The following is a 26,032-nucleotide window of genomic DNA, read 5'->3' on the forward strand; positions in this document are numbered from 1 at the left end:
CACTGCTTACATGTAAATATAGTCATATTTTGGCTTCGGGAATAGCTCCGATCGCAGCTTCAACTCACGCAACCGACCTCGGATGAGACGCTTCGCGGCTTCGCCTCCGCTCTTCAGGCCCTACATCGCATCCAACTGCTGTTGAAGGCTGGGGTAGTCCTTAGCATTCTTCGACGTCATGACATAGATGGCGGGAGTGGCCGCTACCACGGCCGGCACTTTGTCACCAGCGGCCGCCGCATAGGCGGCCCAGACGAGTTGGGTTGTCGAGGACTTGAGAATGGAACCCGAGCCAGCGAGTAGCTGGCCGTTCGCGATGGCCTCCACCGTTGCGGCGTCACCCGCGGCGCCGATCACGTCGATGTCTCGCCCTAGACTGCGAGCGGCGATCTTGGCTCCGGCTGCCGTTCCACCGTTATACGTCAAGATGCCGGCCAGGTCGGCATACTTCAGCAGCAAGCCGTTCGCCGGCTGTAGCGCGCTTCCAGCGTCGCCGGCCAATTTGTCAGCAGTGGCTGAGCCGACAACATTCAAGCCGCACTTCTCAGCCCAGTACCTGAGCCGCTCGACCCGGTGTTTCAGGAGTGGAACTGGTACGGGTGCACCTATGATCGCAACCTTGCCGCCGGGATTCTGCTGCGCCATGGCCAGACCTGCCGACCACGCCTCGAGATCTGCAGCACCTGCGAGCTGGGTGGTCCACAGACCTATACCGTCTTTGAAGTCGATCACCGCGTCTTGACCGATCACTGGAATGCCCTGGGACCGCGCCCGTCGCAACATCGGTTCGAGAGCGTCGGCGTTGAGGGGGTTGGGCACGACGATGGCGTCAACATGTTGATTCAGTAGCAGCTCGAACTGCGAGACCTGGCGGTCCGGGTCGCCGCCGGCGTCCAGCGCCTTCACAGAGCCGCCCAGCGAGGTTGCGACTTTCTCGAACATCGCCTGCTGCAACTTCAGCTCCTCGAGGGAGCCGATTGGGTTCAAGTAGCCGATCGTCAGGGGCCGGGGCGTAGGCTGCGGGTACTGGTGCGGGAGGTCGTCAAGGGCACCCCTGTATGCGCACTCTTTCTCCGGCAGACCGCCATCTGCGAGACCGCTGGTATCGAATCCGGACACGCCAGCCGGTGGGACGACTTCTCCCACGTTGGCTGCCTTCGAATCGGATCCGCTCAACGAACTGCTTCGGGCATCACTACCACTGGTGCATCCAGCACTCAGCGTGGCTACGGCGACGACAGCCAGTGCCCAGGCGAGGTGATTCTGACGGAGCTTCTTAGTAGATACGTGCATGTGCACAGCCCTTTCGGGTGGAGTGATTTCCCAGATTTCCCAGATTCCCAGCGGGCCCCGAGGACCGGCCGAGCTGGGTCGAGGCGGCCGAAACGAAGTTGAACGATGGGCCGGTCAATCGACATCGATCGGGCTCCGTTCACCGACGCGAGGTCGCGTGCGCCTGAACGTGACCATCTGCATGATCTTGCGTATCGGGCCGGCGCCCGTGCCCTGCAGGAAGTCGAGGACGCCGGCGATCAGCACGATCGAGCCGGTGATCACATGCTGCCAGTAGCTCGGCGCTCCCACGAGCCCCAAGCCGTTGGACATAACCCCCAGGAAAAGGACGCCGACCGCCGTACCGGTGATCGTTCCACCGCCGCCGACGAAGCTTGCTCCACCGAGAAGAACAGCTGCCGCAGCTTGGAACATGATCTCGCTGTTGACCTGAGGACTCACGGCCGCGATCCTCGACACCTGCATGATGGCGGACAGTGCAGCCATAAGACCCGCGACGCCGAAGACGACCGCAACCGTACGACGAACATTGATGCCGGAAAGCCTTGCCGCTTGCGGATTTCCGCCGATCGAGTAGATGTCTCGACCAAAGAGGGTTCGATTGAGCACCACCCAGGATGCGGCGAACACCCCGATCATCACGACGACGGGCACAGGAATTCCTGCTACTCGACCGAAGGCGAGGGTATCGAGCCACGGGCTGATGAGCGGTTCGGTCTTCGAATCGGTGAAGAGACTGACCAGACCACTCAGCAGCCAGCTCGTACCCAGTGTGACGATCAAAAAGGACAGTCCGAACTGTCCGATCAGGATACCGTTCGCCACGACACCGATCACGAAGCCGCCGGCGATCGTCAGGAGGACGGCTACCTCGATTGGTAGGCCAAATGTATTGAACATCAGCCCGAGAACCACTCCGTTGATGCCGACGAGCGCTCCAAGGGAAAGATCAAATGCGCCGACGAGCATTACGAAGGTCATCCCGATCGCTGCCATCCAGAGCGTGCTCGTACTGGTGAGCATGGAGTTCATATTCGAGACGGTCAGAAACTGTTCCTGGGTGACTGCGAAGTAGACGAAAACTGCCACCAGAATCAGGAATACCGCGAAGAACCGTGCCCGCAGTGCCGAACGCAATGCGTTGAGCCGCCTGACCTTCGTTTGCTCTGGCATTGCCACGAGGGTTGTCATTCGATCACTCCTGATGCGAGATGGTTGAGGCGGGCTTCTGAGGCTTCAGTCCGGGACAGCTGAGCGATCACCCGGCCTTGAAACATGACGAGGAACCGGTCGCAGAGCTGCAGCAACTCCTCGATCTCGGAGGAGACGACCACGATGCTCATTCCGCGATCACGCTGCGCGCGCAGAATCTCGTGGATTTCCGCCTTGGAACCGACGTCGACTCCTCGAGTCGGCTCGTCGAGCAAGAGAACCTCGGGTGTGGTGTTGAGCCATTTGCTCAGCAGGACTTTCTGCTGATTTCCGCCACTCAACGCGGTAACCTTCACCGAGTCCGAGGGCGTCACGATATTCATCGCTTTGATGTTGTCGGCAGCGATACGTCGTTCCGAGCGCGCAGGTGCAATTTTCCAACGCGGCCGATGCGAGAACATCGGTACCACGACGTTCTCCCGGATCGTCGCCTTGATCGACAACCCCTGCGTCTTGCGATCGGATGGCACGAATGCCATACCGCGCCTCATGGCCTCCAACGGGCTCCGCGGAATCCTGTCGGACGCACCGATCGACACCGTCCCGTGTGCTTTGTCCTGCAAGCCGAACAGGGCCTCCAGTAGTTGACTCCGACCGGATCCTGACAGACCGACGAGACCGAGAACCTCTCCTCGAGACAGGGAGAAGTCGGCATCGACGACCTGCCCAGGCACGTTCAGCTCGTGAACCACGAGTGCGCGGTCCTTGCTGTCAATCGGAATCGTGCTCGGCACGAACACCTCGGGAAGCCTGCCGAGCATGTCGGCAACCAGAGATGTCCGGTCGTAGTCGCGGCGGGCCCGGGTATCGATGTGCACGCCGTCGCGCAGAACAGTGATGCGATCAGAGACCTCGAAGAGCTCATCCATCTTGTGTGAGACGTAAACCACGGCAACGCCTTCGCTGGCTACCAGTCGCATGATCGCGAACAGCGCCGCCACAGCCTCCTCGGTCAACGAGCTGGTTGGTTCGTCCAGAATCAGAATTCGGGCATCCGTGTTGACGGCGCGGGCGATCTCGACGAGTTGCTGCTGATCCAAGCGCAGCCTCCCCGTCTGGGCGCGCGTATCGATTTCCACCTGAAGGCGCTCGAGGGTAAGGGCGGCGCGACGGTGCAGCTCGCGCCAATCGATCAACCCGGTTCGACGGGGCTTGCCGTGCCCGAGGAATATGTTCTCGCCGACGCTCAGCTCGGGAGCGAGGCTGAGCTCCTGGCTCACCATGGCGATTCCAGACCTCAAAGCGTCTGCTGGCGAGGCAAAATCTCGCGATTCTCCTGCGATCTCGATGGACCCTGCGTCAGGACGAAACTGTCCTGCCAGGATGTTCAGAAGGGTCGATTTGCCTGATCCGTTCTCCCCGATCAGTCCGCGAATTTCGCCGGGCCGCAAGTCGAAATCCACGCCCTTGAGGGCGTGGACACCACCGAAGCTTTTCCGGATCGACCGCATCCTGAGCACTGTCGAGGTCGCCTCGAAGGCCGGGCTCGGCGATCTCGCCGTGTCCTTGACCCCGGTAGGCGAGGGCGGCTGTTCTACGGGTTGGACCATCGGGTCGTTCCTCCAAGTAAGCACTTGCATGACGTAGAGGGGGCGAGGCTCACCTCACGTCGCTCGGCCGAAGTGGTTCACCTCACACTTCGCGAGACTGACGGTAGTCAACTACGAAAAGAGCAGATTGTCGATATGTACATGACACTTTTTTCATGTTTGTTACGCTTCAGCTGTTGGCGGAACCTGCGGTGCAGCACCCATGGCAACGACAGCGCAACCTAGTGGGCGGCGTGTGTACGTGCAGAGAAGCGGGCGGGTTTGCTGCACGTTCAACGGTTCCTCGGGATCTCATCAGCGAGCTACCATGCCAACAGTGCCCGCACGCCGGTTAGATAGTTGAGACATCCGAGGAGTACGGCGGATGTCACTGGCGGGAAAGGATGCCGATTGACGGATCGGGATCGACAGGGTTCCTGTTGCCGTCACACGGGACGGAAAGGCTCGGCCCCAGCAAGTTTTGGGCACAACGACGATCGAGGTCACCGCTCACGTTCGGGCTCGGCGGCGTAGACGGCGAACAACGGTTCGCTCCTCCGGGATGTGGCGTCAGCTGCCTGACTTGTACTCGCGGAGCAGGCCGCGACTGATGACGGTCTTCTGGATCTCGCTGGCGCCCTCGCCGATCAGCAGGAACGGGGCATCGCGCATGAGCCGCTCGATCTCGTACTCGGTGGCGTAGCCGTATCCGCCGTGGATCCGGAAAGCTTCCTGGGTAACCTCGGAGCAATATTCGCTCGCGAGCAATTTGGGCTGCCACCGCTGTGGCATTGGGTCTATCTGCTCGACCGACCCGCCCAGCGCGACCTCGGCCCCGACGGGCACCCCGCGCGCAATACCGTACCGGCGCCGCCGGAACCGGGCCGGCGGCGAATGTGGGCTGGCGGCCGGGTGCGTTCCCTCGGTCCGCTGCTGCCGGGCGAACCTGCCTCCCGCACCACCTGGGTGAGCGGTATCGAGGACAAGATCGGTCGTTCCGGCCGACTCACTTTCGTGACCGTCGAGCACCTCATCCACCAGTGTGGTGCCCTGGTCATCGACGAACGTCAGGATATCGTGTACCGCGACACGCCGAAAACCGATGTCGCGGAGCCCGAAACGGTTACCGAGATTCCGCTCGCGCCCGGCGATCGACAGATTCCGGTCGATCCCACACTGCTCTTCCGCTACTCCGCCCTCACCTACAACGGTCACCGGATCCACTACGACCGGGAGTACGCCCGCGACGTGGAGGGCTACCCCGGCCTGCTCACCCATGGGCCGCTGCAGGCGCTAACCATGGCCGAGGCCGCCCGGGCGCATCCGGACTATCCGACCGGCAAAACGGTGTTCGACTACCGGCTGATCTCCCCGCTCTTCGACCACCAGGGTTTGGTGGTCCGAGCCGATCCGGACGAGGACAGCGGGCTGGCCACCACCGCGCGCGACCGGTCCGGCCGACAGACCGCCACCGGAGTGCTGCGCTCGGCGTAGCACTCCGGCAACGGAACTCGGGTTTCCCGAGCGGTGTCGGGGCGGCGCGGACGCGAACAATAGTTTGTGCCGCGCCACTCACCGGCGCAGCACGCGCGGTGAGACGGGCACGGTGCGGACCTGATCTTCAGGGTTACGGACTTCAAACCCTCTGCGAGGCAGGCGGTTTGGCGAACGCGATGATCGTCGAACGGCTCCGAGGCCGACCACACGCGGTGCGTGGTGATTCGATCAACACGCACCGCGAGTGGCCAGGCTGCCGGATCCTAGGGCTGGTCGGTGTGCGAGCGGGAACAATCGGTGACGATTTTGGCCACGGCAGTTGCGACCTCGCCGGCCGGATCGGCAAGGCCGTCGAGCGGCGCGCGATCGACCAATAGCGAACCCAGGACGAGTTGCACCAGCTGGCCGCCGGCTTCCAACGCAGACAGCCGCTCGTCCGGTTGAAACCACGTCCACGCCCACTGGGAACTGCCGAAGATCAGCAGACTCTGCAGGTCGACGTCCAAGGAACGAAAGACACTGCTCTCCATGCCGTCGGCCAAGACGGAACGAACCACAGACAAGTATTCGGCGCGCAATTCTCGGCCGTGGGTCAGTGCCTCATGTGTTGCGAGCGTGGCGATCTCTCGCTGGAAGGCAACGGTCGCTTCGCGATCGACCTCCTGATAGAGCAGGAACGCGAACAAGAGCCCCGCGAGCCGCTGCCCTGGCGACCTGAATCGCGCGACGATGTCGTGAGCCTCTACCAACCGTCGCTCCATATATGAGTCGTGCATCTGGGCGAACAGTTGATCTTTGGTGCCGTAGTGGTGGACGATCGTCCCCTTCGAGATGTCCAACTCTCTGGCGATCTCACTGAAATTACTGCCCGCGTAGCCGCTGCGGGCGACGTTGCGGGTGAAGGCGGCCAGGATGTCCCGCGAACGAGAATCGCGAACCCGAGTTCGAACCCCTGCGCCTGTTGCCATCGCGCCGCCCTCTCCACTTCGACTGTTGTCGCCATTTCTGCCAATCCTACCGTACGTACGGGCATCCGATGGTATTCGACCGTACGTACGGCCAAAGAGGTATTGACTGTACGAGCGGTCACTGCGACGCTGGTCACAGTTGGTTGCGGGAGATACGCGCACCACAGTCCAGAAAGGTTCCAGATGAGCTACTTCGAGGATGCAGCAGAGGTCTACAAGTACCTGGGCGGCGTGTTCGTGACGGCCAACGACACCCCTGGTGTCGGCGAGAAATTGCGCGCCGCCAACATCGTATTGCGTCTGGACTACAGCTCACCGGACGCCTCGATCACCGTTGTCCTGAAGGACCCCGCGATCGAGGTCATCGAGGGTGAGTCGGAGCTCACGCCGGATGTCCGCATGGCGATGTCCGCCGACAACGGCAACAAGTTCTGGAGCGGCGACTACAACGTCGCAGTCGGTTTGGCGAAGGGGCAGGTCAAGGCAAGGGGGCCGGTGTCGAAGATCCTGCAGCTCATCCCCGCGGCGAAACCGGTCTTCCCGCTGTACCGAGACCTGGTCGCCGGTAAGAACGCGGACAACTAGCCGCCACGAGAATAGAGAGGACGGCTATGGCACCTGTGCCGCATTACTTGATGTACATCGACGGTGAGTGGGTCGACCGGATCGAGCGCTACGACGTCATCAACCCAGCGACCGAAGAGGTTGTCGCGACCGTCGCCAAGGGCAGCACCGACGACGCCGATCGCGCGGTCGCCGCGGCCCTTCGCGCTCATCGGGACGGCGAGTGGCGCAACACGTCCCCCGACGAGCGCGCCCGCAAGATCTCGCGCATGGTCGAGATTCTCAACGACCGGATGGATGACCTGGTCGACCTGCACATCGCAGAGAACGGCGTGACCAGACGCCAGGCGATGGCCTTTCACGTCGGTTACTCGATCTCGCATCTGCAGTACTTCGCCGATCTTGCGGCCACCTACCAGTTCGAGCGCAGCGGCCCGGTGCTCGGCTACCCCACCGCCGCGGCCGGCGTCGTGCGCCGCGAGCCGATCGGCGTGGTTGCCGGCATCGTGCCGTGGAACTTCCCGATGTTGCTCGCGGTCTGGAAGCTGGGTCCCGCGCTGGCCGCTGGCAACTGCGTAGTGTTGAAGCCGGACGAAAAGACTCCGATGACGCTGATGGAGATCGCCAAGGCCGCCGACGAAGCAGAGATTCCCAAAGGCGTGTTCAATGTCGTCATCGGCCCCGGTGAAACAGTCGGGGCCCGGCTCGCTGCGCACCCGGATGTGCGCAAGGTTGCATTCACAGGTTCTACTGCGGTCGGTAAGACGATCAGCAAGCTCGCAGCCGAGAACATCAAGAAAGTGACGCTCGAACTCGGTGGCAAGGGGCCGAACATAGTCCTCGAGGACGCCGATATCACCCAGGCCGTCGACGGCGCATTGTTCGCGTTCTGTCTGTACTCCGGCCAAGCTTGCGAATCCGGTACGCGGCTGTTGCTGCCGGAGTCCCGCTACGACGAATTCGTCGAGCGGCTGATCGAACGTGCGGCGAAGATCCGGGTCGGCGACCCCGACGACTTCGAGACCGATATGGGCCCGATCATCTCCGCCGAACAGAAGCAGCGTATCGAGCGCTACATCGAACTCGGCAAGAAGGAAGGTGCGACCGTGGCCTTCGGCGGTGAGCCTCTCAGCGGCGCGCCGTTCGACAAGGGCCATTGGATCGGGCCGACGATCCTGACCGACGTCGACAACTCGATGACTGTGGCACAGGAGGAAATCTTCGGCCCGGTCCTGGCAGTCATCAAATACCGGACGGTCTACGAGGCCATCGCGATCGCCAACGACTCCGAATACGGCCTGTCCGCCGGGGTCTGGAGCGAGGACATCGATGCCGCGCTGGCGGTCGCCAACCAGATCGAAGCCGGCACCGTCTGGATCAATGACTGGCACATGGTCAACGCGCTGTACCCGTTCGGCGGGTACAAGCAGAGCGGCAACGGCCGTGAACTCGGACCGCATGCGCTCGACGAATATACCGAGGAGAAATTCGTCCACATCGATCTCTCCCGGAAACTCGACAACAAGGTCTACGACCTGGTTGTTCCGCGAGTGGAGGACTAACGAATGCGATCAGCATTGCTACACGACAACGGCGGGCCACTAACGCTCGAAGATGTCGAGTCCGCCGCGCTGGAACCGGACGAAATCCTCGTCAGGATTGCCGGTGTCGGGATCTGTCACACAGACTTGACAGCCATCAACGGCACAGTGCCACTTCCACTTCCGGCCGTCGTCGGACACGAGGGTGCAGGCGTCGTGAAAGCGGTCGGCACGGACGTGACAACGCTGTCGGCAGGTGATCATGTTGTGCTCAGTTTCGACTCATGCCGACAGTGCGCCGCCTGTACATCCGGGCACCCGGCATACTGCGAATTGTTCGCCGCCCTGAACTATTTCGGTACCAGACTCGACGGCACCACCACGATGCGCAGCGCTGGAGCAGACGTACACGGAAGCTGGTTCGGCCAATCATCGTTCGGCACTCACGCCATCGCCAGCGTGCGCAATGCTGTCAAGGTCGACACCGATCTCCCGTTGGAACTACTCGGGCCGCTCGGGTGCGGCGTGCTGACCGGCGCGGGGACAGTGCTGAACGTCCATAGACCGAGAGCCGGTCAAAGCATCGGCATTTGGGGAATCGGCACCGTCGGCCTGTCCGCAGTCATGGCCGCGAAGACCGCGGGATGTGATCCGATCATCGCCATCGATCCCAACCCCGACCGCCTCGAACTCGCCAAGGAGCTCGGCGCCACCCACACCAAGAACCCAACGGAGACAAAGGATCTCGTCTGGGACATCGTCGAGCTGACGGGAGGACTGGACTTCAGCGTCGAGGCCGTCGGCGCGGGTCCGGTAGTGCGGCAAGCGCTCGAGTCGCTGCGCTCCCCCGGGGCCTGCGCCACACTCGGTCTCAAAGCACTCGAGAACGACGTCACCATCGACCAGGGACACCTGCTCATCGGGCGGACATTGACCGGCGTCATCGAAGGCGACGCCGATCCGCACGTCTTCATCCCGAAATTGATCGAGCTGTGGCGCGCCGGACGTTTCCCGTTCGAGAAGCTGATCCGCACGTATCCCCTGGAGAAGATCAACGACGCCATCGAGGAATTTCGCTCGGGCCAGGTCGTCAAACCCGTGCTTGTCACAGGAGAGCGCCACGAATGACCGCTTCAACCGTCGACCAGACAGCATGCATCGTCGACTTCTTCGCGCACGTCGGTGCCCTCGACTTCGAGTGGATGCAGGGTCAGCTCGCGGAAGATTGCCACATCGAGGCCCCGGGTTCAGTCACGACGGCGCCGAGATCGTCGTCCTTGGATGGCAGGCTTCATCAGTTCCTTTCCGGACCTTCGGCACCGGTCGTATCAGGTCGCCGCGCAGGATGCCCAAGTCCTTGATCTCCGCGCTCGTGGCCGCTGTTCCGCGTGCAACCGCGCAGTGCCGCTCACGCTTCTCGTAGCAGGCATCGCGCTCGTCGCTGTTGGGTTCGTACGCCAACGCCCGAAAGTGTAAACCTGGAATCAGCGGACCACCGCAGCCCACGTTGCGAATCCCCCGAGGACCGGATTGTGTTCGGTTCCCGGGGGATTCGCAACGTCGAGTGTTCTCATCCTCGAAGGCATCGGGGCGCCCGGACGTCAAGACCTTGCCGGGTGTTCTCGTAAGCGCGTCGGGGAGCCTGCTGGAAATGCCGACTTCGGCCAGAACATTTGATGCCGCTGCACCGCAGTGGTTTTCGGCCCGGCGGCGAATGACTTCCTGGCCGAGCGCCACGGCTCGGTCTCGATTGCGCACCATCGCGCAACCGAAATCCGCACGCCGCCACCATGGTTCGAATCTCGCCGGAGGTTGGAACCGTCCGGACGTTCGTGCACCGTAATTCTGGGGATGGATGCCCTGGTTCCGGCCGCGCACGCAGTCGGGCCGGAGCCAGTCGAATCACGTCCTCGGCTCCGGCCCGCACTGGGCGTTACGGCCGGAAACTTATCCGCAGCTCGCGCTTGAGAATTTTGCCGGTGGGATTACGCGGAAGCACGGGGATCACCGAGATCGAGGTCGGGCACTTGTAATGCGCCAGATGGTCACGTGTGAAGGCGATCAGGACCGATTCATCGATCGTCGCGCCGTCGGAGGGGACGATGACCGCCTTGACCGTTTCGCCCCATTTTTCGTGCGGCACGCCGATCACCGCGACGTCGGCGACGTCCTGGTGCTGAAGCAGCACTCGCTCGACCTCAGCCGGGTACACGTTCTCGCCGCCGGTGATGATCATGTCCTTGACGCGATCCTTGACGAAGAGGTAGCCCTCTTCGTCGACGCGGCCGGCATCACCGGTGCGCAACCACCCGTCGGGGGTGAGCGCTTCACGCGTCGCCTCGAGCATGTTCCAGTAGCCGCCCATCACCTGCTCGGAACGCACCCAGAACTCTCCGACCTCCCCTATCTCGACATCCTCGCCCGTGGCCGGATCGACTACCCGGATCTCGTTACCGGGCAAAGGGCGACCGGCGGAGGCGCGCAGGTGCTTGCGATGCTCGTCGCGATGTTCCCCTGGACCCAGGACGCAGAACACGCCCGACATCTCCGTCATGCCGTAGACGGAATACAGCGGAGTGGGCAGCACACTCAACATGCGCTCCATCAAGGGCAACGGCATCGGAGACCCGCCGTAGCCGAGGACTTTCAGCGTGCCCAGCGACGACCGGGCACGGTCGTGGTCCTCGAGAAGCATCTGAATGACCGCGGGAACGAAGAAGGCGTGCGTCGCTCGCCGATCCTTGATCAGGTCGAGCAGTTCGGCGGGAATCACCTCGCGCACGATCACCGTCCGAGCGCCGACGCCCATGCCGCCGAGAGCCCAGCTGGTGCCCCCGACATGAAACAGAGGCATCGCGACGATGTTGACCGAGCTCTCGTTCAATTCGTACGCCGGTGCCACCGACATCGCGTGTGCTGTCATGCTGCGTTGGGTCAGCATCGCACCCTTCGGCCAACCGGTCGTTCCCGAGGTGTAGAGCTGAAGGAAGCAGTCCTCCGCAGCCGACTTCCACGGATCGGTCACGGGTTGCGCAGTGGCGAGCCGGCTCTCGTACTCGTCGCCGTCACCACCGAGCACGATAATCTCTCGAACCCTGGGCAGACGATCATGTAGCGCTTCGAGCGCACCGGTGAATTCCGCGCCCACCACCACCAGCTGCGCGGTGGAGTCATCCAGGACATGGACGAGTTCATCCGGCGAAAGCCTGAAATTGACAACCGCGTTCGCGGCGCCGATCAGCGACGCGGCAAGGGTGAGCTCGAGGCACGCGGGATGGTTCTTGTCCAGAACGGCAAGCCGGTCCCCCGGCCCCAGCCCAGCCGCACGGAGCGCGCCGGCGGCACGGCGAACGCGATCGGTGAGCTGAGCCCAGGTCCAGCTCTGGTCACCGAAAGCCAGCGCTTCGCGATCCGGAGCCGCGGCCGACCAATGTTCGACGCTGTCGAAGATTCGGTGAATCTCGGCGGTCATGGGAGCCTCCTCGATGAGGTGCACGTCAACCGTACGTGCGGTCATTCTAATTCCAAACGGATCCGGAGAAGCTCATTCCGGATAAATATCGGGTCAGGGATCGACGACGAAGACCGGGATCGGCTCGCCTTCGCCCGGGTGAACGGTGAATCTGCCCCGAGCGCCGGCGGCGACGGAGCCGGGAGCCGCTAAGCGGACGTGTAACCAGGGCCCTTCATCGAGTTCCACGAGACCGAGGACCGAGCGCTGGCCGGCAGCGTGATCGACAATCACGCACACAACCACGCCGGTGCCGACCGCTGGTACCCAAGCCAGTTCCGCGCCAAGGCATTCTGGACAGGTTTTCGAATCGGGTCGGCTGTAATGACCGCAGCAAGCGCAGCGCCGGATCAGCAGGCGGCCCTCGACGAGGCCGTCGAACCAGGTCGCGGAATCATCGTCACGGCGAGCAGCGAAAGCCGTCATCGGTCGGCCCCCAACACGAGAGTGGCGTGGTGGTCGAGAATTCCGCCGTTGCCGCTGACGATCGCTGTGTCGTGCGCGGCGACTTGACGAACCCCCGCCTGGCCTCGCACCTGCGTCACCGCTTCCAGCAGCGGAGTCATCCCCCACAGATAGAACGAGGACAGCTGCCCACCACCGGTGTTGGTCGGCAGCGCGCCTCCCGGTGCCAGCGCGCCCCCCGCGGCCAGCTCACCAGCCTCGCCTTTGGCGCAGAATCCATAGTCCTCGAGCGTGACCAGCACGGTGTAGGTGTAACAGTCATAGATCTCGCGTATGTCGATGTCGCCTGGGGTCAGCCCGGCCATTTTCAGAGCAGCAGGGCCGGAGACCGCCGCTCCGGTAACCAGTCCGAAGTCGCTGCCACGCTCGAGAATGTAGCCGGGATGGGATTGCCCCCATCCGAGTACTCGGACGGGCGGCTGGGCGAGATCGGCAGCCCGCTCGGCGGTGGTCACGACCACCGCGGCTCCCCCGTTGGAGACCACACAGCAGTCCGGCAGATGCAGCGGCTGCGCGATCCATCGTGAACGGTGGTAGTCCTCCAGGGTCAGTGGTGTGCGCATCTGAGCGATCGGATTGTCTATAGCCCAAGCTCGCTGTGAGACGGCGACCGCACCGAGATGATCCTGCGGCACCCCGTAATGGCTCATGTATCGGCTAGCAGCAAGCGCGTAGCGGTGGTTGACACTAGTGAAGCCCGCGGCGGTCTCAGCGCTGCGGAACCCGGTCGCGCGCAGGGAAGACCGTTGATAGGCCTGTCCGGCAGAGTCATCCGGGTGGCGCGGGGTGTCGGCGAACACGCACGCCACCACCTCCGCGGTCCCGGCCAGCACGGCTGCCGCGGCCTGCGCGACCATGATGCCCGCCGACGCCCCGAACGCGTTGACCTCGCTGAGCATGCGCAGGTCACGCAACCCCAACTGCCGCGCGAGCGCCAGATCCAGGTCGCTATTGTTGCCGGCGTTGATCAGCAGGCCGTCGACGTCGCGGAGCGTGAGCCCCGCATCGGCAACGGCGCGCCTGACCGCCTCGGCCGCAAATGACCGGGCGGTCCGTCCGTAGACCTTGCCCACCTCGGTCAGCCCAGCACCCGCAATGGCAGCGTAGCGCTGCATACCATTTCCTCCTTACCGAATGCCGAGCGGTCAGGCCGGGGCACTCACCACGCGGGCCTGCCGGTCACTGAACTCGAGTCCGTCTGCCCAACTCGCCCCGCGGGCGATGAGGGCTCGGTACTTCATCACCACGGACTGCCCGTTGACGGTCAAAGCTCCGGTCAAACGGTCGCCGCGCCGATACAGGGCGACAAAGCGATCGGACTCGGGACTTCCGGCCACCACCCGCACCTCGTCCGCACCGGGCACACCGACGAACTGGATGCGGTCCTCATACCAGTCCGACCAGAAGTACGGAACCGTAGAGTAGGGCTTGCCCGCGGCGGGCTCCAGAGCATTCCGCGCGGCTATCGCACCCTGCTCGGCCGCATTGGTCCAGTGCTCGATACGCATCAACTGGTCGAAAAGCGGGTTGCGCCAACGGGCCACATCACCTGCGGCGTACACCCCTTCGACACCAACCGCAGCCAGCGTGGAGTCACATTGCACGCCGTCGCCGATGCTCAGGCCGCTGTCCTTCAGCCAGCCGGTGGATGGATCGGCACCGATGCCCATCACCACGAGGTCCGCGTCGACAGCAGACCCGTCGCTGAGGTGCACTCGCTCGATCTTCCCGTTCCGATCCTCGAGCGCCCGTACGGACACCCCGCATCGGAGGTCGGTGCCGGCCCGATGGTGGCGCGCAGCGAGAGCTCCGCCCATCTGTTCACCCACGGCTCGGACCAGCGGTGTCGGTGCGGCTTCGATGATGGTGACCGCCAGCCCACGCTTGCGAGCTCCCGACGCGACCTCGGATCCGATGAAGCCCGCCCCGACAACGACGGTGCGGGCACCGGCGTCGAGTGCGGCGCGCACGGCAATGGCGTCATCGAGCGTTCGCAGCGTGTGCACGCCTGCGAGGCCGTCCGCTCCCGGCAATTCCCGAGCGGTGGCGCCGGTGGCGACCACCAGCGCATCGTAGGCGATGCTGCGCTCACCGGTATGCACGATGCGCTGCCGTGGATCCAGCTCCTCAGTCGGGGCGCCGAGAAGGAGATCCACGCCGAGTTCCACCCTGAGGTGATGCTCTTCCCTGAACATCACCTCAGGCCGCTCGGCACGGTCGAGATAAGCTTTCGACAGCGGTGGCCGGTCGTATGGTAGGTGCCGCTCGGCACCTACCAGCGTGATGCTGCCGGTGAAGCCGGCCTTGCGAGCGCTCTCAACCGCCCGAAGGCCCGCCAGGGAAGCACCGACAACGACCAAACGGTCGATCACCTGGGCTCCAGCCGCAGCGCTTCGGTCGGGCATCCCTCGACCGCGGCGCGTACCTCATCGAGCCGGGCGTCATCGACGACCTCGGTGAGCAACACGAGATCGCCGTTGTGATCGACCTCGAACACCTCTGGCGCCATGGCTTCACAGATGCCGAGTCCCGTGCACTTGGCACGATCGACGATGACCTTCATCGCTTGCAGTTCCTTCCGTGTGGTGTCACGCAGCCGGCCCGAGAGCGACGGGCAACTCGCGATAGCCATTGATGAAGTTCGAGCGGAATCGCTGTGGTGGACCAGCTACACGCATCTGCGGGAATCGAGCGAAGAGCTCGCCCAGCAGTACTCGGGCTTCGAGTCGTGCAAGGCTGTTGCCCAGGCAGAAGTGGGTACCGATTCCGAACGCGAGGTGATTGGCCGGGTTGCGGTGTATGTCGAACCGATCCGGGTCCGTGAAGACAGTTTCGTCGCGGTTGCCCGAGACGTAGAACATCACCACTTTGTCCCCGGCCGCGATCCGCTGGCCGCCCAGTTCGCCGTCGGCCATTGCCGTGCGGCGGAACTGCATCACCGGCGGATGGAATCGCAGGATCTCCTCGATGGCAGGTGTGAGCAGTTCCAGGTCCGACCGCAACTGCGCCCATTGATCGGGGTGCGCGTCCAGGGTCAGTATCGCGCCGGTCAAGAGGTTCCGGGTGGTCTCGTTACCGGCGATCATGAGCAGCTGGAAAAAGCGCTGTAGTTCGTCGGTCGTGAGGCGCTCACCGTCCACCTCGGCGTTCACGACGAGACTCCATACGTCGTCGCCGGGGTTGCGGCGCCGGATCGTCGTCTGCGCCTCGGCGTAGGCGAACATCTCCTGAAATGCCGAGAAGAACGCTGGCCGACCACCGTAGGCAGGGTCATCGAGACCGACCATCCGGTTGGTCCAGCTGTAGAGCAGATGGCGGTCGCTCGCTGGCGCACCGAGCAAGTCCGCCAGCACCATGAGCGGCATCTCGGACGATACCTTCGCCACGAGGTCGATCTCGGAATTCGGTTCGAGGGCGGCCACGATTTCGTGTGCGTAGCGAGCCACGGACTCGAACGTCCCGTTGACCATCTTCGGGGTGAAAACCCGGCTCACGATCTTGCGCAGTTTCGAATGGTCCGGCGGATCGAGGTTGAGCATCATCTGCTGCAACGCCGCGAGATCGCGCGGGCGCTGGTCGCGCAGGAAGGTCGCGCCCACGTGCGATGAGTAGATCTCCGGGTTCCGGGACACTTCCACGATGTCGGCGTGCCTGGTCACCGCCCAGAACCCGGGCCCGCCGTTGAAGCCTTCGTAGGCCGGCTCGTCAACCCAGGCGACCGGTGCCTCGCAGCGTAATTGCGCAAACGTCTCGTACGGTACGCCGTCGGCATACGTGTCGGGATGACCGAGGTCGACCCCAGCGGTGGGAACCACTTGCCCCTGTGACTCGGACGCGACCACGTTTCACTCCTCACTTGACTGACCGTACGTACGGTAACATTACTTCACCGGTCCCGCCAAGTGCTGACTCCCTATCGGCGGGACCGTCTCTTTTCGCGAAGCGGCGAGGAAGGACACGCACGTGGACAGCACAATGCAGGACACCGAACTCTTGGTCTCGGATCTGTTCGAACACGGTTGTTCGGTACATCCCGATGCTGTGGTCGCTCACTACCAGGGCCACCGCACAACTACCGAAACCTTCGCCGAGCTCGGCGAGCGAACTCGGCGGCTGGCCGGTGCCCTCTCAGATCTCGGGGTGAGCACTGATGACGTGGTTGCCACGCTGTGCTGGAATACGCCGACTCACCTGGCTGCCTACTTCGCCGTGCCGTCTATGGGCGCGGTGTTGCACACCCTGAACCTGCGGCTATCCGATGATCAGCTGATATACATCATCAACCATGCAGCAGACCGGATAATCATCGTCAGTGGCGATCTCACGAAGCAGCTCGCGCAGATCCTGCCCGAATGCCCGACTATCCGCGACATCATTGTGGTCGGCGAGCCTGCCGAGCCCATCGACGCCGCCCCCGTGCGGATGCACGACTATGAGACGTTGCTGGCGGCAGCGACACCGCTCGCGGCATGGCCGCAACTATCGGAGAGCAGTGCTGCAGTCCTGTGTTATACGACCGGAACCACGGGCACCCCCAAGGGCGTGGCCTACAGCCACCGGTCGATCTACCTGCACACGCTGACCATTTCCACCGGCAGCGCGTTCGCATTCAGCGACGACGATCGAGTCCTGCCGATTGTTCCGATGTTCCATGCGAACGCCTGGGGCTGGCCTTACGCGGCCTGGATCAACGGTGCGGATCTGATCATGACCGACCGTTTCCTACAGGCTGAGCATCTCGCGCGAATCATCAGTGAACAGCAGCCCACGGCGGCGGCGGCGGTGCCGACGCTGTGGAGCGCGCTGGACGCCTACGGGATCGAGAACAACGCGGATTACTCCAGCTTGCGACTGGCCGTTTCGGGTGGTTCACCGCTCTCGCCGGCGCTCACGGAGTCCTTCGCCGCCCACCATGGCGTCGGGCTGACCCAGGGCTGGGGTATGACCGAAACGTCGCCGTTGCTCACCTTTTCTCGTCCGCCCGCCAGGTCCGAGAACCCCCTCGATCTCGTGTACCGAACTCGCACCGGGCGTATCGTGCCCGGCGTGCGGGCTCGCGTGGTCGATGAGGAGGGCGTCGAGCTGGAATGGGACGGTGCTTCCGCCGGCGAGGTCGAACTGCGGGGCGCGACGATCGCGGGCACGTACTTCAAGGCCGATCCGGAGACGTTGCCGGACAAGTTTCGTGACGGTTGGCTCCGCACCGGCGATCTCGGCGTCATACACCCGTCGGGCTGGATCGAGCTGAAAGATCGTCTCAAGGACGGCATCAAGAGCGGCGGCGAATGGATTTCGACCGTCGAATTGGAGAACGCGGTGGCCACCCACCCGGCCGTGGCCGAAGCTGTGGTCGTTGGCGTGCCCGACCCGCGGTGGGAGGAACGACCGCTGGTATGCGTGCAGCTCCGCGATGGGGCCGCTGCAACGCCCGAGGAACTTCGGGAGCATCTGGTCGGCCGGGTCGCGAAATGGTCGCTCCCCGAGCGCTGGTCATTCGTCGATGGGATCCCGAAAACCAGTGTCGGCAAGCTGGACAAGAAGCGTGTGCGTGCCCAGTACGACGCCGCCGAGCTCGACGTGCGGATGGTCGAGGGCTGACAACGAACATCGCGGGTGGGTCGGCGCGAACCGGCCCACCCGCTCTATTTCATCCGCGGGTGTAGATGGATTTGTAGGATATGTAGGCCGTCATGCCCTCTGGTCCCAGCTCTCGGCCAAGCCCGCTGGCCTTCACACCACCGAAGGGGGAACCCAGATCCAGGTTGTAGAAGTTGACTCCGACCGACCCGGTGTGGATACGGCGCGCCAAGTCCATCCCGCGTTCATGGTCCCTGGTCCAGATGGTCCCGCCGAGACCGTATTCGGAGTCGTTCGCGAGCCGGACCGCGTCGTCCACGGTGTCGTAGGGCAGGACCACCAGGACCGGCCCGAAGATCTCTTCCCTGGCGAGCCGCGACCCCGGGTCTACATCGGCGAAGACCGTGGGCTCGACGAACCATCCACGATCCAGGTGGTCGGGTCGCCGACCGCCGGTCGCGACCCGACCACCCTCGGTGCGGCCCAGAGCGATGTAGTCCTCCACCCGTTCACGTTGCCGCGCCGATACCAGCGGCCCGACCCGAGTCGCGGGATCCGCAGGGTCGCCGACCGGCATACTCGCGGCGAGGTCGGCCACCGCGTCGACGACCTCCGCGTAGCGGCTGCGCGGCGCGAGAATGCGAGTGCTGAGATGGCAGGTCTGTCCATTGTTCAGCAGGCTCGCCCACGACAAGCCTCGTGCGACCACGGTCAGATCGGCGTCGTCGAGGACGATGGCGGCGCTTTTTCCACCGAGCTCGAGGGTGACCGGCCGCAACAGCCTGCCACACACCGCACCGATCTCGCGGCCGGCGGCGGTGGAGCCGGTGAAGGCTACCTTATCCACACCAGGATGCCCGACCAGATAAGCACCAGTCTCGCGACCCCCGGGGACGATATTGATGACGCCGGCCGGCAGTCCGGCCTCCGATGCGGCGTCGGCCAGCTGGAACGCATCCAGCGCTGTCTCCGGTGCAGGCTTGATCACCAAGGTGCACCCTGCCGCGAGTGCCGGGGCGACCTTGAACATCATCAATGATTGCGGGAAATTCCACGGGATGATGGCGGCGACCACACCTATGGGCTCCCGCCGGACCACAGTGACGCCGGGACCACCGATCGCTGTCCGGTGCTCTTCTACGGGAGTGCGTCGCGCCAGGTCCGCGTAGTACCGGAGCGTCGCGGCGGGTCCGTGTCCCTCCGCGGCGCGCGCGATCGTCATCGGCATGCCGATCTCTCCGGTCACAAGGGCCGCAGTCGCGTTCGCTCTCGCCTCCAATGCAGCGGCGAGTGCGAGCATGGCGTCCGCTCGCTCATCGGGCCCATAGGCGGCCCACGACGAATCGGTGAGAGCGGTGCGGGCTGCGCTCACCGCTGCGTCGATGTCGGCGGGGGTGCCATGCGGGGCGGTTCCGAACGGTTCCTCGGTCGTCGGGGAAACCACCGTAATCGTCGATGGCGAAGCTGCGGCGACCCATTGGCCATCGATGAACAAAGCGTCGCGTGTATGGGACATCGCTTATTCTCCTTGCGGGATCAGGACCGGCTTGATGGTGGTGCCGTTCGCGGCGTGACGTTCGGCCTCGTTGATGGCGCTCAATGGGTAGGTGCGGATCAGCTTGTCGAATGGGAACTTGTCTTGCCGCCAGAGCTCGATCAGCTGGGGCACGAGCAGCTGAGGTACCGCATCACCCTCGAGGATGCCCATCAGGTTCTTTCCACCGGCGAGCGCTGAGGGGCCGAAGACGAGCTCGCGCGACCCGGCGCCGACCAATCCGAGGGTCCCGGTGGGCCGCAACGCATCGACCGCGTCGGCGATGACCGCCGGAACGCCCGTGGTGTCGAGTGCGTATTGCACTCCCCCGCGGCTCAGCTTGCGGATCTGCTTGGCGAGTTCGGCAGAATCGCCGCGCACAGCGTGTGTGGCACCCAGTTCTCGCGCGAGGGCGAGACGTGACTCGTGCAGGTCTACCGCCACGATCGCGGCAGCCCCGGCCACGTGTGCGGCCATGATCGCCGCCAGCCCGACTCCGCCCGCGCCGAAGACCGCCACGCTGCTCCCAGCTTCGACGCCGAGCGCGATCAGTATCGACCCTGCTCCCGTCTGAATCCCGCACCCTAGTGGCCCCAGCAGGTGCAGTGGGAGGTCCTTGTCGACGACCACCGCGTTGCGTGCTTCGGCGATGGCGTGGGTGGCGAACGACGACTGCCCGAACCAACGGGACGCGAGTGGCACTCCCTCAGCGTCGGTGACCAGGCTCGGCGCGAGCAGCGTCCGGCCGGTGAGATTCCGTGCGAAGAATGTCTCGCAGTACGCCGGATGCCCGCTGATGCAGTTCTGGCAGCGCCCGCACGAGTCGAAGCTCAACACCACATGGGCGCCTAGTGAAATATCGTCCACCCCGGGCCCGACCGCGGTGACCACCCCAGCTCCCTCGTGACCGGCGATCAGAGGCAGGGATGCCGGGAATCCGTCCTGCCTAGGCAGCACATCGGTGTGGCAGAACCCGGTTCCCGCGATCTCGACCAGCACTTGACCCGGCCCCGGCTCGGCGAATTGCACCGGTTCGAGAGCGAAGGGGGCCGTTCGGTGACGTAGCACCGCAGCGTGACCCTCCATAGGACACCTCCCTAATTGACCGCACGTACGGTCACAGAGTACCGTCTGGACAACACCTCGCAACGGCCTGGTCGGCCTAACGCTCAGGAGGATTACGTGGTCACTGCACAGCTGAACGCCCCCGCCGCATTGTTCGAGCGGCGCGGCCCCATCGCGCTCATCACGCTCAACCGGCCTCATGCGATGAACGCCGTCAACGCAGCGGTTTCCACTGCCGTCGGCGCGGCCCTTGCCGAGTTCGCCGCCGATCCATCGCTGCGGGTCTGTGTGATCACCGGTGCGGGTAAGGCCTTTTGCGCTGGCGCAGACCTTAAGGAGCTGGCGGCCGGACGTCCGATCCTCGACCCCGACCACCCCGAACGTGGCTTTGCCGGAATTGTGCGCCACTTCGTTGACAAACCACTGGTCGCAGCAGTGAATGGCTTCGCGCTGGGCGGTGGCACCGAGATCTTGCTGGCGTGCGACTTGGCTGTCATGAGCACGGCCGCGTACCTCGGTCTCCCGGAAGTGAAGCGGGGACTGGTGGCCGCAGCCGGAGGTTTACTGCGGCTACACCGACAGATTCCACCGAAGGTCGCCGCAGAAGCGGTATTCACCGGCAGATCCATCGACGCGGAGGAGGCGCTGCGCTGGGGGCTGGTCAACCAGGTGGTGCTGCCGAACGAGGTGTTGGACAGCGCGCTGTTCCTGGCCGAACAGATCGCATTCAACGCGCCGCTCGCTACCCGTGCGAGTAAACGGATCATGGCGCGCAGTGCCGAAGTCGGATCCGAATGGAACGCCGCCGCGTGGGAGATGAACGAACAGGAATTCCGCGCGGTCCGCTCGAGTCGAGACGCACATGAAGGAGCCACCGCCTTCGCCGAAAAGCGAACTCCACAGTGGACGGGTGCTTGACCGATGGATGCCCGCATCAGCAGCCCACCAGTGCGTTTCCACCACCTGGCGTCCGGTTTTCACGGTTTCGAAGAGGAGTAGTTGTGTCTGTGCAGTTCGAGGTCGAACCCGCTGTCGCGGGAATCGTCCGCCGCACCGAGGAACTCGTTCGTAATGTTGTCCTACCCGCTGAGACTGAGTGCGGTGGGTCCGCGCATAACGCGTCGGAAGGGTTGCGGCACGAACTGCAGGAGCACGACACCCAAGGAACACGCATCTCATGACCGAGCGGACCGCAATCATTACAGGCGCTTCCCGCGGTATCGGCCTCGAGATCGCCAGACGGCTCGCCGCCGAGGGCTACTCGCTTACGCTGTCCGCCCGTCACGAAGCAGGTCTTCGCAATGCTGCCCAACAGATCGTGACGGAGACCGGTGTCGAGGTCGACACCGTGGTGGCGAACCTGGCGATCGAGGACGACGTCCGCACTTTGGTTGCGGCGCATGCCGCGCGAAACGGCCGCCTCGACCTGCTCGTGCTCAATGGCGGAGTCGGCGCGGAGGGCCCCCTTGCCGAGATGCGAATGAATACCTATGACCTGCTGTTCGCGGTCAACCTGCGTGCACAGTTTCTGCTGATCCAGCAGTGCTTGCCTCTACTACGGAAAGCGGCTGCGCTGGAACCGGCGACAGGTGCCAAGGTCGTGGCACTGGCATCCATCACCGGGGTGGCCGGAGAACCCAACCTCGCCGCTTACGGTGCCAGCAAGGCCGGCCTGATCTCGTTGTGCGAAACGGTGACGCTCGAAGAATCCGGAAAGGGTGTGACCGCGACGGCCCTCTCCCCCGGCTACGTCGACACCGACATGACCGCGTGGAAACGAGAATCACTGGGCCGTGCCGCCATGCTCACCACTGGTGACGTCGCCGAGCTCGTGCTGGCAGTTACGCGCTTGTCCGCGCATGCCGTGGTGCCCAACATCGTGCTCACCCGAGCAGGCGCGCAGATATGGCGCGCCTGACGCGAAGTGCAGCGAATCCGCAGTGACCTCTACCCCGCGTGGCATGACAGTTCGGGGCCGTTGTCACTGTGCAGCGCCGTGGGGTATCCACGGCCTGTGGCGGTGCGGTCGAGTTCGTCGATGAGCCGGTCGGCGGTGATGGAGCGTTCGACCAGTCCGCCCAGGCATTCGCGGGTGTGCTCAGCAACGATGGACACGATCTTGACCGGACGGCCGTCATCGGTGGCGTCGAACTGGAAATCGACTTGGCGAAAGTGGTCTTCACCTTGTCCTTGTAGGTCTCAACCGTGCAAATCAGACCAGAGTGCGAGAACTTCGGGACGCCGTCCGGATTCGACGCCTTGCGCCACTTGGCTTCCTCGATAATTTTCGGGATCGGCCTGGATGATGAGCGCCCGCACACGGTTGACGATGTCAGCTCACCAGTCAGTCGTTACGAGACACGACTGTACATTCATCTCGTCGAACTGAGGTGGGACGAATGCACGGGAATCCCTCGGGACAGGGCCGGTTGCGCGCCCTGCGCCGAGGGTGGGGTGGGCGTTATCGCGGGGTACGGGTATCGCCGCGGGCGATCTTGGCGATGGCAAGGAATGCGGCGGTGACGACGGTGAAGATGCCGACAGTCATCGCCGTCTCGTTGATTGCCGTGAGGTCCCAGGTGACTCCGGCAGCGTCGGTGGTGGTGCCGGCGCTTGTGGTGAAGAAGGTGGGGATGGTGGTCAGCCCGGTCGCCGCGTATAGCAGAACGGGCTGCAGGAGTGAACCGGGCGTGACGGTGGCGCTGGGGTTCGCCGCGCGGGAGAGCAGCACCGCGAAGATCTGGAGGAAGGTGTAGGTGCACAGCCACCAGCCGAGGTAGTTGGTGTACGGGACACCAAAGACACCGCCGCCGTGCTCCCAGATCCAAGTGTGGCCAACGGTGGAGGCCTGCGCGTCGATGGTGACGTCGAACATGGTCATCAAGGCGGCGGCGAGGGCGGGGAGCGCGAAAGTGTTGAACCGGCCGGTGCGCTCATGCCAGTTCAGCCGCTCATCGGCGCGGTCCAGCAGCGTCGAGGCGGTTAGCCACGAGATGTAACCCAGGCCGAAGTAGGTAAACGGGATCGTGATCGGCACGAGGAATAGCTTGAGGCCGCCGGTGTAGTGGTAGTGCCCGAATGGAAACCCGGTGACGATGCTGAGATTTTCGTAAGCGTTGCTGACCAGAAAGGTCACGATGAAGAAGGTCAGGAACCGGCGCCAGCCGTATCGGCGGGTGCCGTGGATGACCGCGAAGGGGACCGTCAGCAACAGGCAGGCCAGGATAGGGCTTCCGAGTCCGGCGAGAGGGATCAACAGGGCTGCCGCCAGGCTGGCGAAGACCAGGACCCACTGGGCGATGGTGATGGCGCGATCGCGGCTGTCGGGCTCAGCCGTGGACGTTTTGGCTCGTTGTTCAGGATGTGTGCCGGTGATGGTCATGGTTGTCGGTCTCGCTTTCTGGCGTAGAGGTTCTGGAAGGGGGGGTCAGGGCGGGCAGCATGACGGCGTCGATCAGTTCCTCGATCAGTGCTGTGTCAGGTGGCGCATGGCCCAGGACGGCGAAGCTGATGATCACCGCGGCCGGTAGCCGGGGAATCAGCGTGCCCCCGTCGTTGATGAATTCCCCCCGCCGCGCCGCACGCTCGGTGAGCGTGGTCCACGTGCTCGAGGCGAGGTGCTCCACGGCGGCGGTGAGCCGCTGCGCGGGCTCCGGGGTGGTGGCGGCTGCCAGCATCAGCGCCGCCAAGATCCTGGTGCGCTTGGGGGTCAGGGCGTCCGCGATGAGCCGCGCCAAGGCAACCAGGTCCGCTCGCAAGCTGCCCAGGTCCGGCGGTTCCGACGGGAGGCGGGCCAATTCGTAGTCCACGGCGGCGACAACCAGTTCGGTCTTGCCCGGGAACCGACGGTAGATGGACGGCGTTGTGGACGACGCCCGACGCGCCACGTCCGCCACCGACAGCGCGTCGAACCCGACCTCGGCTAACGCATCAACGGTCGCTTCCAGGACCGCGCGGTCAATCTCTTTACTAGGGGGCCGGCCCACCGGCCGCGCCATGCTTGCCTTCGCCACATTAATTACGATATAGGACCATAATTAAACTGGCAAGGTCGGCAACAGTGCGACGCAGTGACCTCGGGCGCTCTCAGCAGGGACCGACCCCTCGAAACCGTGGGTTGCCGGATCCGATAAGCGACTTTCTGATAGCTCGGTCGCCGCCGTCCTGCGGGGATACGCTGTTGTTGACGAAGTCAACCCGCATGGTTCGGGGTCGCATGGTCCGAACTGTGACGCTCCGACGGAATGCGCGGCATTCGGCAATACCGGATGTTTCGAGTCGCACGGTGTCTCGCTGATTGGACGCGCGCTCCGCGAGCGACGGCGCGGATGTCTGGCGTACAGGGAACCGTCGGTAAGCGAACCCCTGTCGCACTGAGCCGATTTCTGCGTCGGCTAGGCGATGACCACTGAAGGGCGGTGGCGGCGCATTGCTTCCAGGACGGTCTCCAGGGGGACAGGCAGGGTCAGTGCGGAGATCGTGGCGGGGCTGTAGCCGGATGCGCGCATGAATCGACTGGTCGTTCGGACGAACCACGGTAGTTGCGCAAGGTACGTATCCGGTTGATGCAGAAGGAATTCGAGGATCCGTTGCCCATGCATGCGGTTGAGGCGGATGCTGTCGATGTCCGTCCACAGAATGCGACCCTGGTCGAAGTGTTCGATCCCGTCGGCGGTGATGATCAGTTCCGGGCGTCGCCTGATCAACCGAGGAACACCGAGGTACATGAAGAAACAGGAGCACGCCACGCCGACGGCACCGAGGACGCCTAGCGCGAACGAGACGTCGTTGATGGTCGGCAGGACGACGGCCAGGGGCACGACCGAGATCAAGACAAGCAGAAGTGCGCGCCATCTGGGTGCGTAGTACCGGGTGGTAGGTAAGTCATCGATGTCCACGAGCGCTGAGAATAGTAGACCTTTGGTGCAGTCGAACCTGTCCGGATATACGCCGACCTGCGATCCGATATATCGATTACCTGAAAACCGATGACTTCGGCGCAATATGCCCCGCGACGCGGATACCCCGAGCACGGGCTACCCGGTCGTGTCGTTTCGAACCACGGGCGGGACGGCGAAAGTGCCTGCAGACTCCGTCCCCCTCTGTCGGCACAGCTCCCCCTCCCTGGACCGAGCACCGCCAACAGCGAACGTCCGGAAATCTCGATGATCGGATGTTTATTTCGGCTACTCACACTCGAAACGTGGAGGGTGTCGGCCGAGGCAGGTGAGCCTCACGGCGGGAGGTGGTTTCACGGCAGAGCGCGAGCAGCTACG

23 protein-coding genes and 3 pseudogenes are annotated in these 26,032 nt (G+C 63.9%); 7 read left to right on the top strand and 19 right to left on the bottom strand.

Translation table 11 applies throughout. The annotated features are described in order from the left end of the window. Positions 1 to 120: 120 nt before the first annotated feature. The 4 genes and pseudogenes from ACT86A_RS25390 to ACT86A_RS25405 form a co-directional block, all read right to left on the bottom strand. A complete protein-coding gene (locus tag ACT86A_RS25390) occupies positions 121 to 987 on the bottom strand; it encodes a sugar ABC transporter substrate-binding protein (protein ID WP_445094734.1) in 867 nt (288 codons plus the stop codon). Positions 988 to 1,407: 420 nt separating this feature from the next. Next, on the bottom strand, positions 1,408 to 2,484 hold the full coding sequence (locus ACT86A_RS25395; protein ID WP_445094735.1) for an ABC transporter permease: 1,077 nt from the start codon (positions 2,482 to 2,484) through the stop codon (positions 1,408 to 1,410). Continuing rightward, positions 2,481 to 4,055, bottom strand: a complete 1,575-nt coding sequence (locus ACT86A_RS25400; RefSeq protein WP_445094736.1) for a sugar ABC transporter ATP-binding protein — start codon at positions 4,053 to 4,055, stop codon at positions 2,481 to 2,483. The genes ACT86A_RS25395 and ACT86A_RS25400 overlap by 4 nt, the downstream gene beginning before the upstream one ends. Positions 4,056 to 4,604: 549 nt before the next feature. Beyond that, positions 4,605 to 4,805: pseudogene (locus tag ACT86A_RS25405) on the bottom strand (acyl-CoA dehydrogenase family protein); the annotation flags it as partial. On the opposite strand from ACT86A_RS25405, the gene ACT86A_RS25410 reads away from it, so the two are divergent. After that, a complete protein-coding gene (locus tag ACT86A_RS25410) occupies positions 4,749 to 5,528 on the top strand; it encodes an HTD2 family dehydratase (RefSeq protein ID WP_508104372.1) in 780 nt (259 codons plus the stop codon). The pseudogene ACT86A_RS25405 and the gene ACT86A_RS25410 overlap by 57 nt on opposite strands. A 266-nt stretch (positions 5,529 to 5,794) precedes the next feature. Here ACT86A_RS25410 and ACT86A_RS25415 read toward each other — a convergent pair whose 3' ends face one another. After that, positions 5,795 to 6,499, bottom strand: a complete 705-nt coding sequence (locus ACT86A_RS25415) for a TetR/AcrR family transcriptional regulator (RefSeq protein WP_445094738.1) — start codon at positions 6,497 to 6,499, stop codon at positions 5,795 to 5,797. A 183-nt stretch (positions 6,500 to 6,682) separates the two neighbouring features. Here ACT86A_RS25415 and ACT86A_RS25420 point away from each other — a divergent pair, with 183 nt between their 5' ends. The 3 genes from ACT86A_RS25420 to ACT86A_RS25430 are packed head-to-tail and all read left to right on the top strand — an operon-like array spanning position 6,683 to position 9,732. Then, positions 6,683 to 7,084 (top strand): SCP2 sterol-binding domain-containing protein, encoded by a 402-nt coding sequence (locus tag ACT86A_RS25420; protein WP_445094739.1) that lies wholly within the window; start codon positions 6,683 to 6,685, stop codon positions 7,082 to 7,084. 26 nt (positions 7,085 to 7,110) lie between these two features. Then, the gene (locus ACT86A_RS25425) at positions 7,111 to 8,625 is read left to right on the top strand and encodes an aldehyde dehydrogenase family protein (RefSeq protein WP_445094740.1); all 1,515 of its coding nucleotides are present in this window, start codon (positions 7,111 to 7,113) and stop codon (positions 8,623 to 8,625) included. Between the two features lie 3 nt (positions 8,626 to 8,628). Then, positions 8,629 to 9,732: an NAD(P)-dependent alcohol dehydrogenase gene (locus tag ACT86A_RS25430; protein WP_445094741.1), complete on the top strand. Its 1,104-nt coding sequence runs from the start codon at positions 8,629 to 8,631 to the stop codon at positions 9,730 to 9,732. Positions 9,733 to 9,855: 123 nt separating this feature from the next. On the opposite strand, the gene ACT86A_RS25435 is transcribed toward ACT86A_RS25430, so the two are convergent. The 7 genes from ACT86A_RS25435 to ACT86A_RS25465 all read right to left on the bottom strand — a co-directional run bounded on the left by ACT86A_RS25435 (position 9,856) and on the right by ACT86A_RS25465 (position 16,422). Further along, positions 9,856 to 10,065: a hypothetical protein gene (locus ACT86A_RS25435; RefSeq protein WP_445094742.1), complete on the bottom strand. Its 210-nt coding sequence runs from the start codon at positions 10,063 to 10,065 to the stop codon at positions 9,856 to 9,858. Between the two features lie 472 nt (positions 10,066 to 10,537). Continuing rightward, on the bottom strand, positions 10,538 to 12,076 hold the full coding sequence (locus tag ACT86A_RS25440; RefSeq protein ID WP_445094743.1) for a long-chain-fatty-acid--CoA ligase: 1,539 nt from the start codon (positions 12,074 to 12,076) through the stop codon (positions 10,538 to 10,540). A 93-nt stretch (positions 12,077 to 12,169) separates the two neighbouring features. Continuing rightward, positions 12,170 to 12,541 carry a Zn-ribbon domain-containing OB-fold protein gene (locus ACT86A_RS25445; RefSeq protein WP_445094744.1) on the bottom strand — a complete coding sequence of 124 codons (372 nt, stop codon included), beginning with the start codon at positions 12,539 to 12,541 and terminating at the stop codon, positions 12,170 to 12,172. Continuing rightward, positions 12,538 to 13,695 carry a thiolase C-terminal domain-containing protein gene (locus ACT86A_RS25450; RefSeq protein ID WP_445094745.1) on the bottom strand — a complete coding sequence of 386 codons (1,158 nt, stop codon included), beginning with the start codon at positions 13,693 to 13,695 and terminating at the stop codon, positions 12,538 to 12,540. The genes ACT86A_RS25445 and ACT86A_RS25450 overlap by 4 nt, the downstream gene beginning before the upstream one ends. A gap of 30 nt (positions 13,696 to 13,725) precedes the next feature. After that, the gene (locus ACT86A_RS25455) at positions 13,726 to 14,985 is read right to left on the bottom strand and encodes an NAD(P)/FAD-dependent oxidoreductase (protein ID WP_445094746.1); all 1,260 of its coding nucleotides are present in this window, start codon (positions 14,983 to 14,985) and stop codon (positions 13,726 to 13,728) included. After that, positions 14,949 to 15,143 carry a ferredoxin gene (locus ACT86A_RS25460; RefSeq protein ID WP_445094747.1) on the bottom strand — a complete coding sequence of 65 codons (195 nt, stop codon included), beginning with the start codon at positions 15,141 to 15,143 and terminating at the stop codon, positions 14,949 to 14,951. Before ACT86A_RS25460 ends, ACT86A_RS25455 begins: the two co-directional genes overlap by 37 nt. 25 nt (positions 15,144 to 15,168) lie before the next feature. Next, positions 15,169 to 16,422: a cytochrome P450 gene (locus ACT86A_RS25465; RefSeq protein WP_445094748.1), complete on the bottom strand. Its 1,254-nt coding sequence runs from the start codon at positions 16,420 to 16,422 to the stop codon at positions 15,169 to 15,171. A gap of 121 nt (positions 16,423 to 16,543) precedes the next feature. Between ACT86A_RS25465 and ACT86A_RS25470 the strand changes: the two genes are divergently transcribed. Further along, a complete protein-coding gene (locus tag ACT86A_RS25470; protein WP_445094749.1) occupies positions 16,544 to 18,178 on the top strand; it encodes a long-chain-fatty-acid--CoA ligase in 1,635 nt (544 codons plus the stop codon). 49 nt (positions 18,179 to 18,227) lie between these two features. Here ACT86A_RS25470 and ACT86A_RS25475 read toward each other — a convergent pair whose 3' ends face one another. Then, positions 18,228 to 19,673, bottom strand: a complete 1,446-nt coding sequence (locus ACT86A_RS25475; RefSeq protein WP_445094750.1) for an aldehyde dehydrogenase — start codon at positions 19,671 to 19,673, stop codon at positions 18,228 to 18,230. Between the two features lie 3 nt (positions 19,674 to 19,676). Next, on the bottom strand, positions 19,677 to 20,777 hold the full coding sequence (locus ACT86A_RS25480; protein WP_445094751.1) for an NAD(P)-dependent alcohol dehydrogenase: 1,101 nt from the start codon (positions 20,775 to 20,777) through the stop codon (positions 19,677 to 19,679). A 96-nt stretch (positions 20,778 to 20,873) separates the two neighbouring features. Between ACT86A_RS25480 and ACT86A_RS25485 the strand changes: the two genes are divergently transcribed. Together ACT86A_RS25485 and ACT86A_RS25490 are read left to right on the top strand one after the other, a co-directional pair. After that, a complete protein-coding gene (locus ACT86A_RS25485) occupies positions 20,874 to 21,674 on the top strand; it encodes a crotonase/enoyl-CoA hydratase family protein (RefSeq protein WP_445094752.1) in 801 nt (266 codons plus the stop codon). Positions 21,675 to 21,933: 259 nt separating this feature from the next. After that, on the top strand, positions 21,934 to 22,674 hold the full coding sequence (locus tag ACT86A_RS25490) for an SDR family NAD(P)-dependent oxidoreductase (protein ID WP_445094753.1): 741 nt from the start codon (positions 21,934 to 21,936) through the stop codon (positions 22,672 to 22,674). A gap of 50 nt (positions 22,675 to 22,724) precedes the next feature. On the opposite strand, the pseudogene ACT86A_RS25495 reads toward ACT86A_RS25490, so the two are convergent. The 5 genes and pseudogenes from ACT86A_RS25495 to ACT86A_RS25515 form a co-directional block, all read right to left on the bottom strand. Beyond that, positions 22,725 to 22,919, bottom strand: a pseudogene (locus tag ACT86A_RS25495) (IS3 family transposase); the annotation flags it as partial. After that, positions 22,898 to 23,075 (bottom strand): annotated as a pseudogene (locus ACT86A_RS25500) (DUF1801 domain-containing protein); the annotation flags it as partial. The pseudogenes ACT86A_RS25495 and ACT86A_RS25500, both read right to left, overlap by 22 nt. A 142-nt stretch (positions 23,076 to 23,217) precedes the next feature. Beyond that, on the bottom strand, positions 23,218 to 24,138 hold the full coding sequence (locus tag ACT86A_RS25505; protein ID WP_445094754.1) for a carotenoid biosynthesis protein: 921 nt from the start codon (positions 24,136 to 24,138) through the stop codon (positions 23,218 to 23,220). Beyond that, a complete protein-coding gene (locus ACT86A_RS25510) occupies positions 24,113 to 24,769 on the bottom strand; it encodes a TetR/AcrR family transcriptional regulator (protein ID WP_445094755.1) in 657 nt (218 codons plus the stop codon). The genes ACT86A_RS25505 and ACT86A_RS25510 overlap by 26 nt, the downstream gene beginning before the upstream one ends. A 381-nt stretch (positions 24,770 to 25,150) precedes the next feature. Further along, positions 25,151 to 25,789 carry an STM3941 family protein gene (locus ACT86A_RS25515; RefSeq protein WP_445094756.1) on the bottom strand — a complete coding sequence of 213 codons (639 nt, stop codon included), beginning with the start codon at positions 25,787 to 25,789 and terminating at the stop codon, positions 25,151 to 25,153. Between the last annotated feature and the right edge of the window lie 243 nt (positions 25,790 to 26,032).

Source organism: Nocardia glycosmidis, assembly GCF_052545115.1.

Bases quoted from the DNA above. Each gene is read 5' to 3' on its own strand.
- ACT86A_RS25395 (WP_445094735.1), bottom strand. From the start codon at position 2,484: ATGACAACCCTCGTGGCAATGCCAGAGCAAACGAAGGTCAGGCGGCTC.
- ACT86A_RS25400 (WP_445094736.1), bottom strand. From the start codon at position 4,055: ATGGTCCAACCCGTAGAACAGCCGCCCTCGCCTACCGGGGTCAAGGAC.
- ACT86A_RS25415 (WP_445094738.1), bottom strand. From the start codon at position 6,499: ATGGCAACAGGCGCAGGGGTTCGAACTCGGGTTCGCGATTCTCGTTCG.
- ACT86A_RS25420 (WP_445094739.1), top strand. From the start codon at position 6,683: ATGAGCTACTTCGAGGATGCAGCAGAGGTCTACAAGTACCTGGGCGGC.
- ACT86A_RS25425 (WP_445094740.1), top strand. From the start codon at position 7,111: ATGGCACCTGTGCCGCATTACTTGATGTACATCGACGGTGAGTGGGTC.
- ACT86A_RS25430 (WP_445094741.1), top strand. From the start codon at position 8,629: ATGCGATCAGCATTGCTACACGACAACGGCGGGCCACTAACGCTCGAA.
- ACT86A_RS25440 (WP_445094743.1), bottom strand. From the start codon at position 12,076: ATGACCGCCGAGATTCACCGAATCTTCGACAGCGTCGAACATTGGTCG.
- ACT86A_RS25445 (WP_445094744.1), bottom strand. From the start codon at position 12,541: ATGACGGCTTTCGCTGCTCGCCGTGACGATGATTCCGCGACCTGGTTC.
- ACT86A_RS25450 (WP_445094745.1), bottom strand. From the start codon at position 13,695: ATGCAGCGCTACGCTGCCATTGCGGGTGCTGGGCTGACCGAGGTGGGC.
- ACT86A_RS25455 (WP_445094746.1), bottom strand. From the start codon at position 14,985: ATGCCCGACCGAAGCGCTGCGGCTGGAGCCCAGGTGATCGACCGTTTG.
- ACT86A_RS25460 (WP_445094747.1), bottom strand. From the start codon at position 15,143: ATGAAGGTCATCGTCGATCGTGCCAAGTGCACGGGACTCGGCATCTGT.
- ACT86A_RS25475 (WP_445094750.1), bottom strand. From the start codon at position 19,673: ATGTCCCATACACGCGACGCTTTGTTCATCGATGGCCAATGGGTCGCC.
- ACT86A_RS25480 (WP_445094751.1), bottom strand. From the start codon at position 20,777: ATGGAGGGTCACGCTGCGGTGCTACGTCACCGAACGGCCCCCTTCGCT.
- ACT86A_RS25490 (WP_445094753.1), top strand. From the start codon at position 21,934: ATGACCGAGCGGACCGCAATCATTACAGGCGCTTCCCGCGGTATCGGC.
- ACT86A_RS25505 (WP_445094754.1), bottom strand. From the start codon at position 24,138: ATGACCATCACCGGCACACATCCTGAACAACGAGCCAAAACGTCCACG.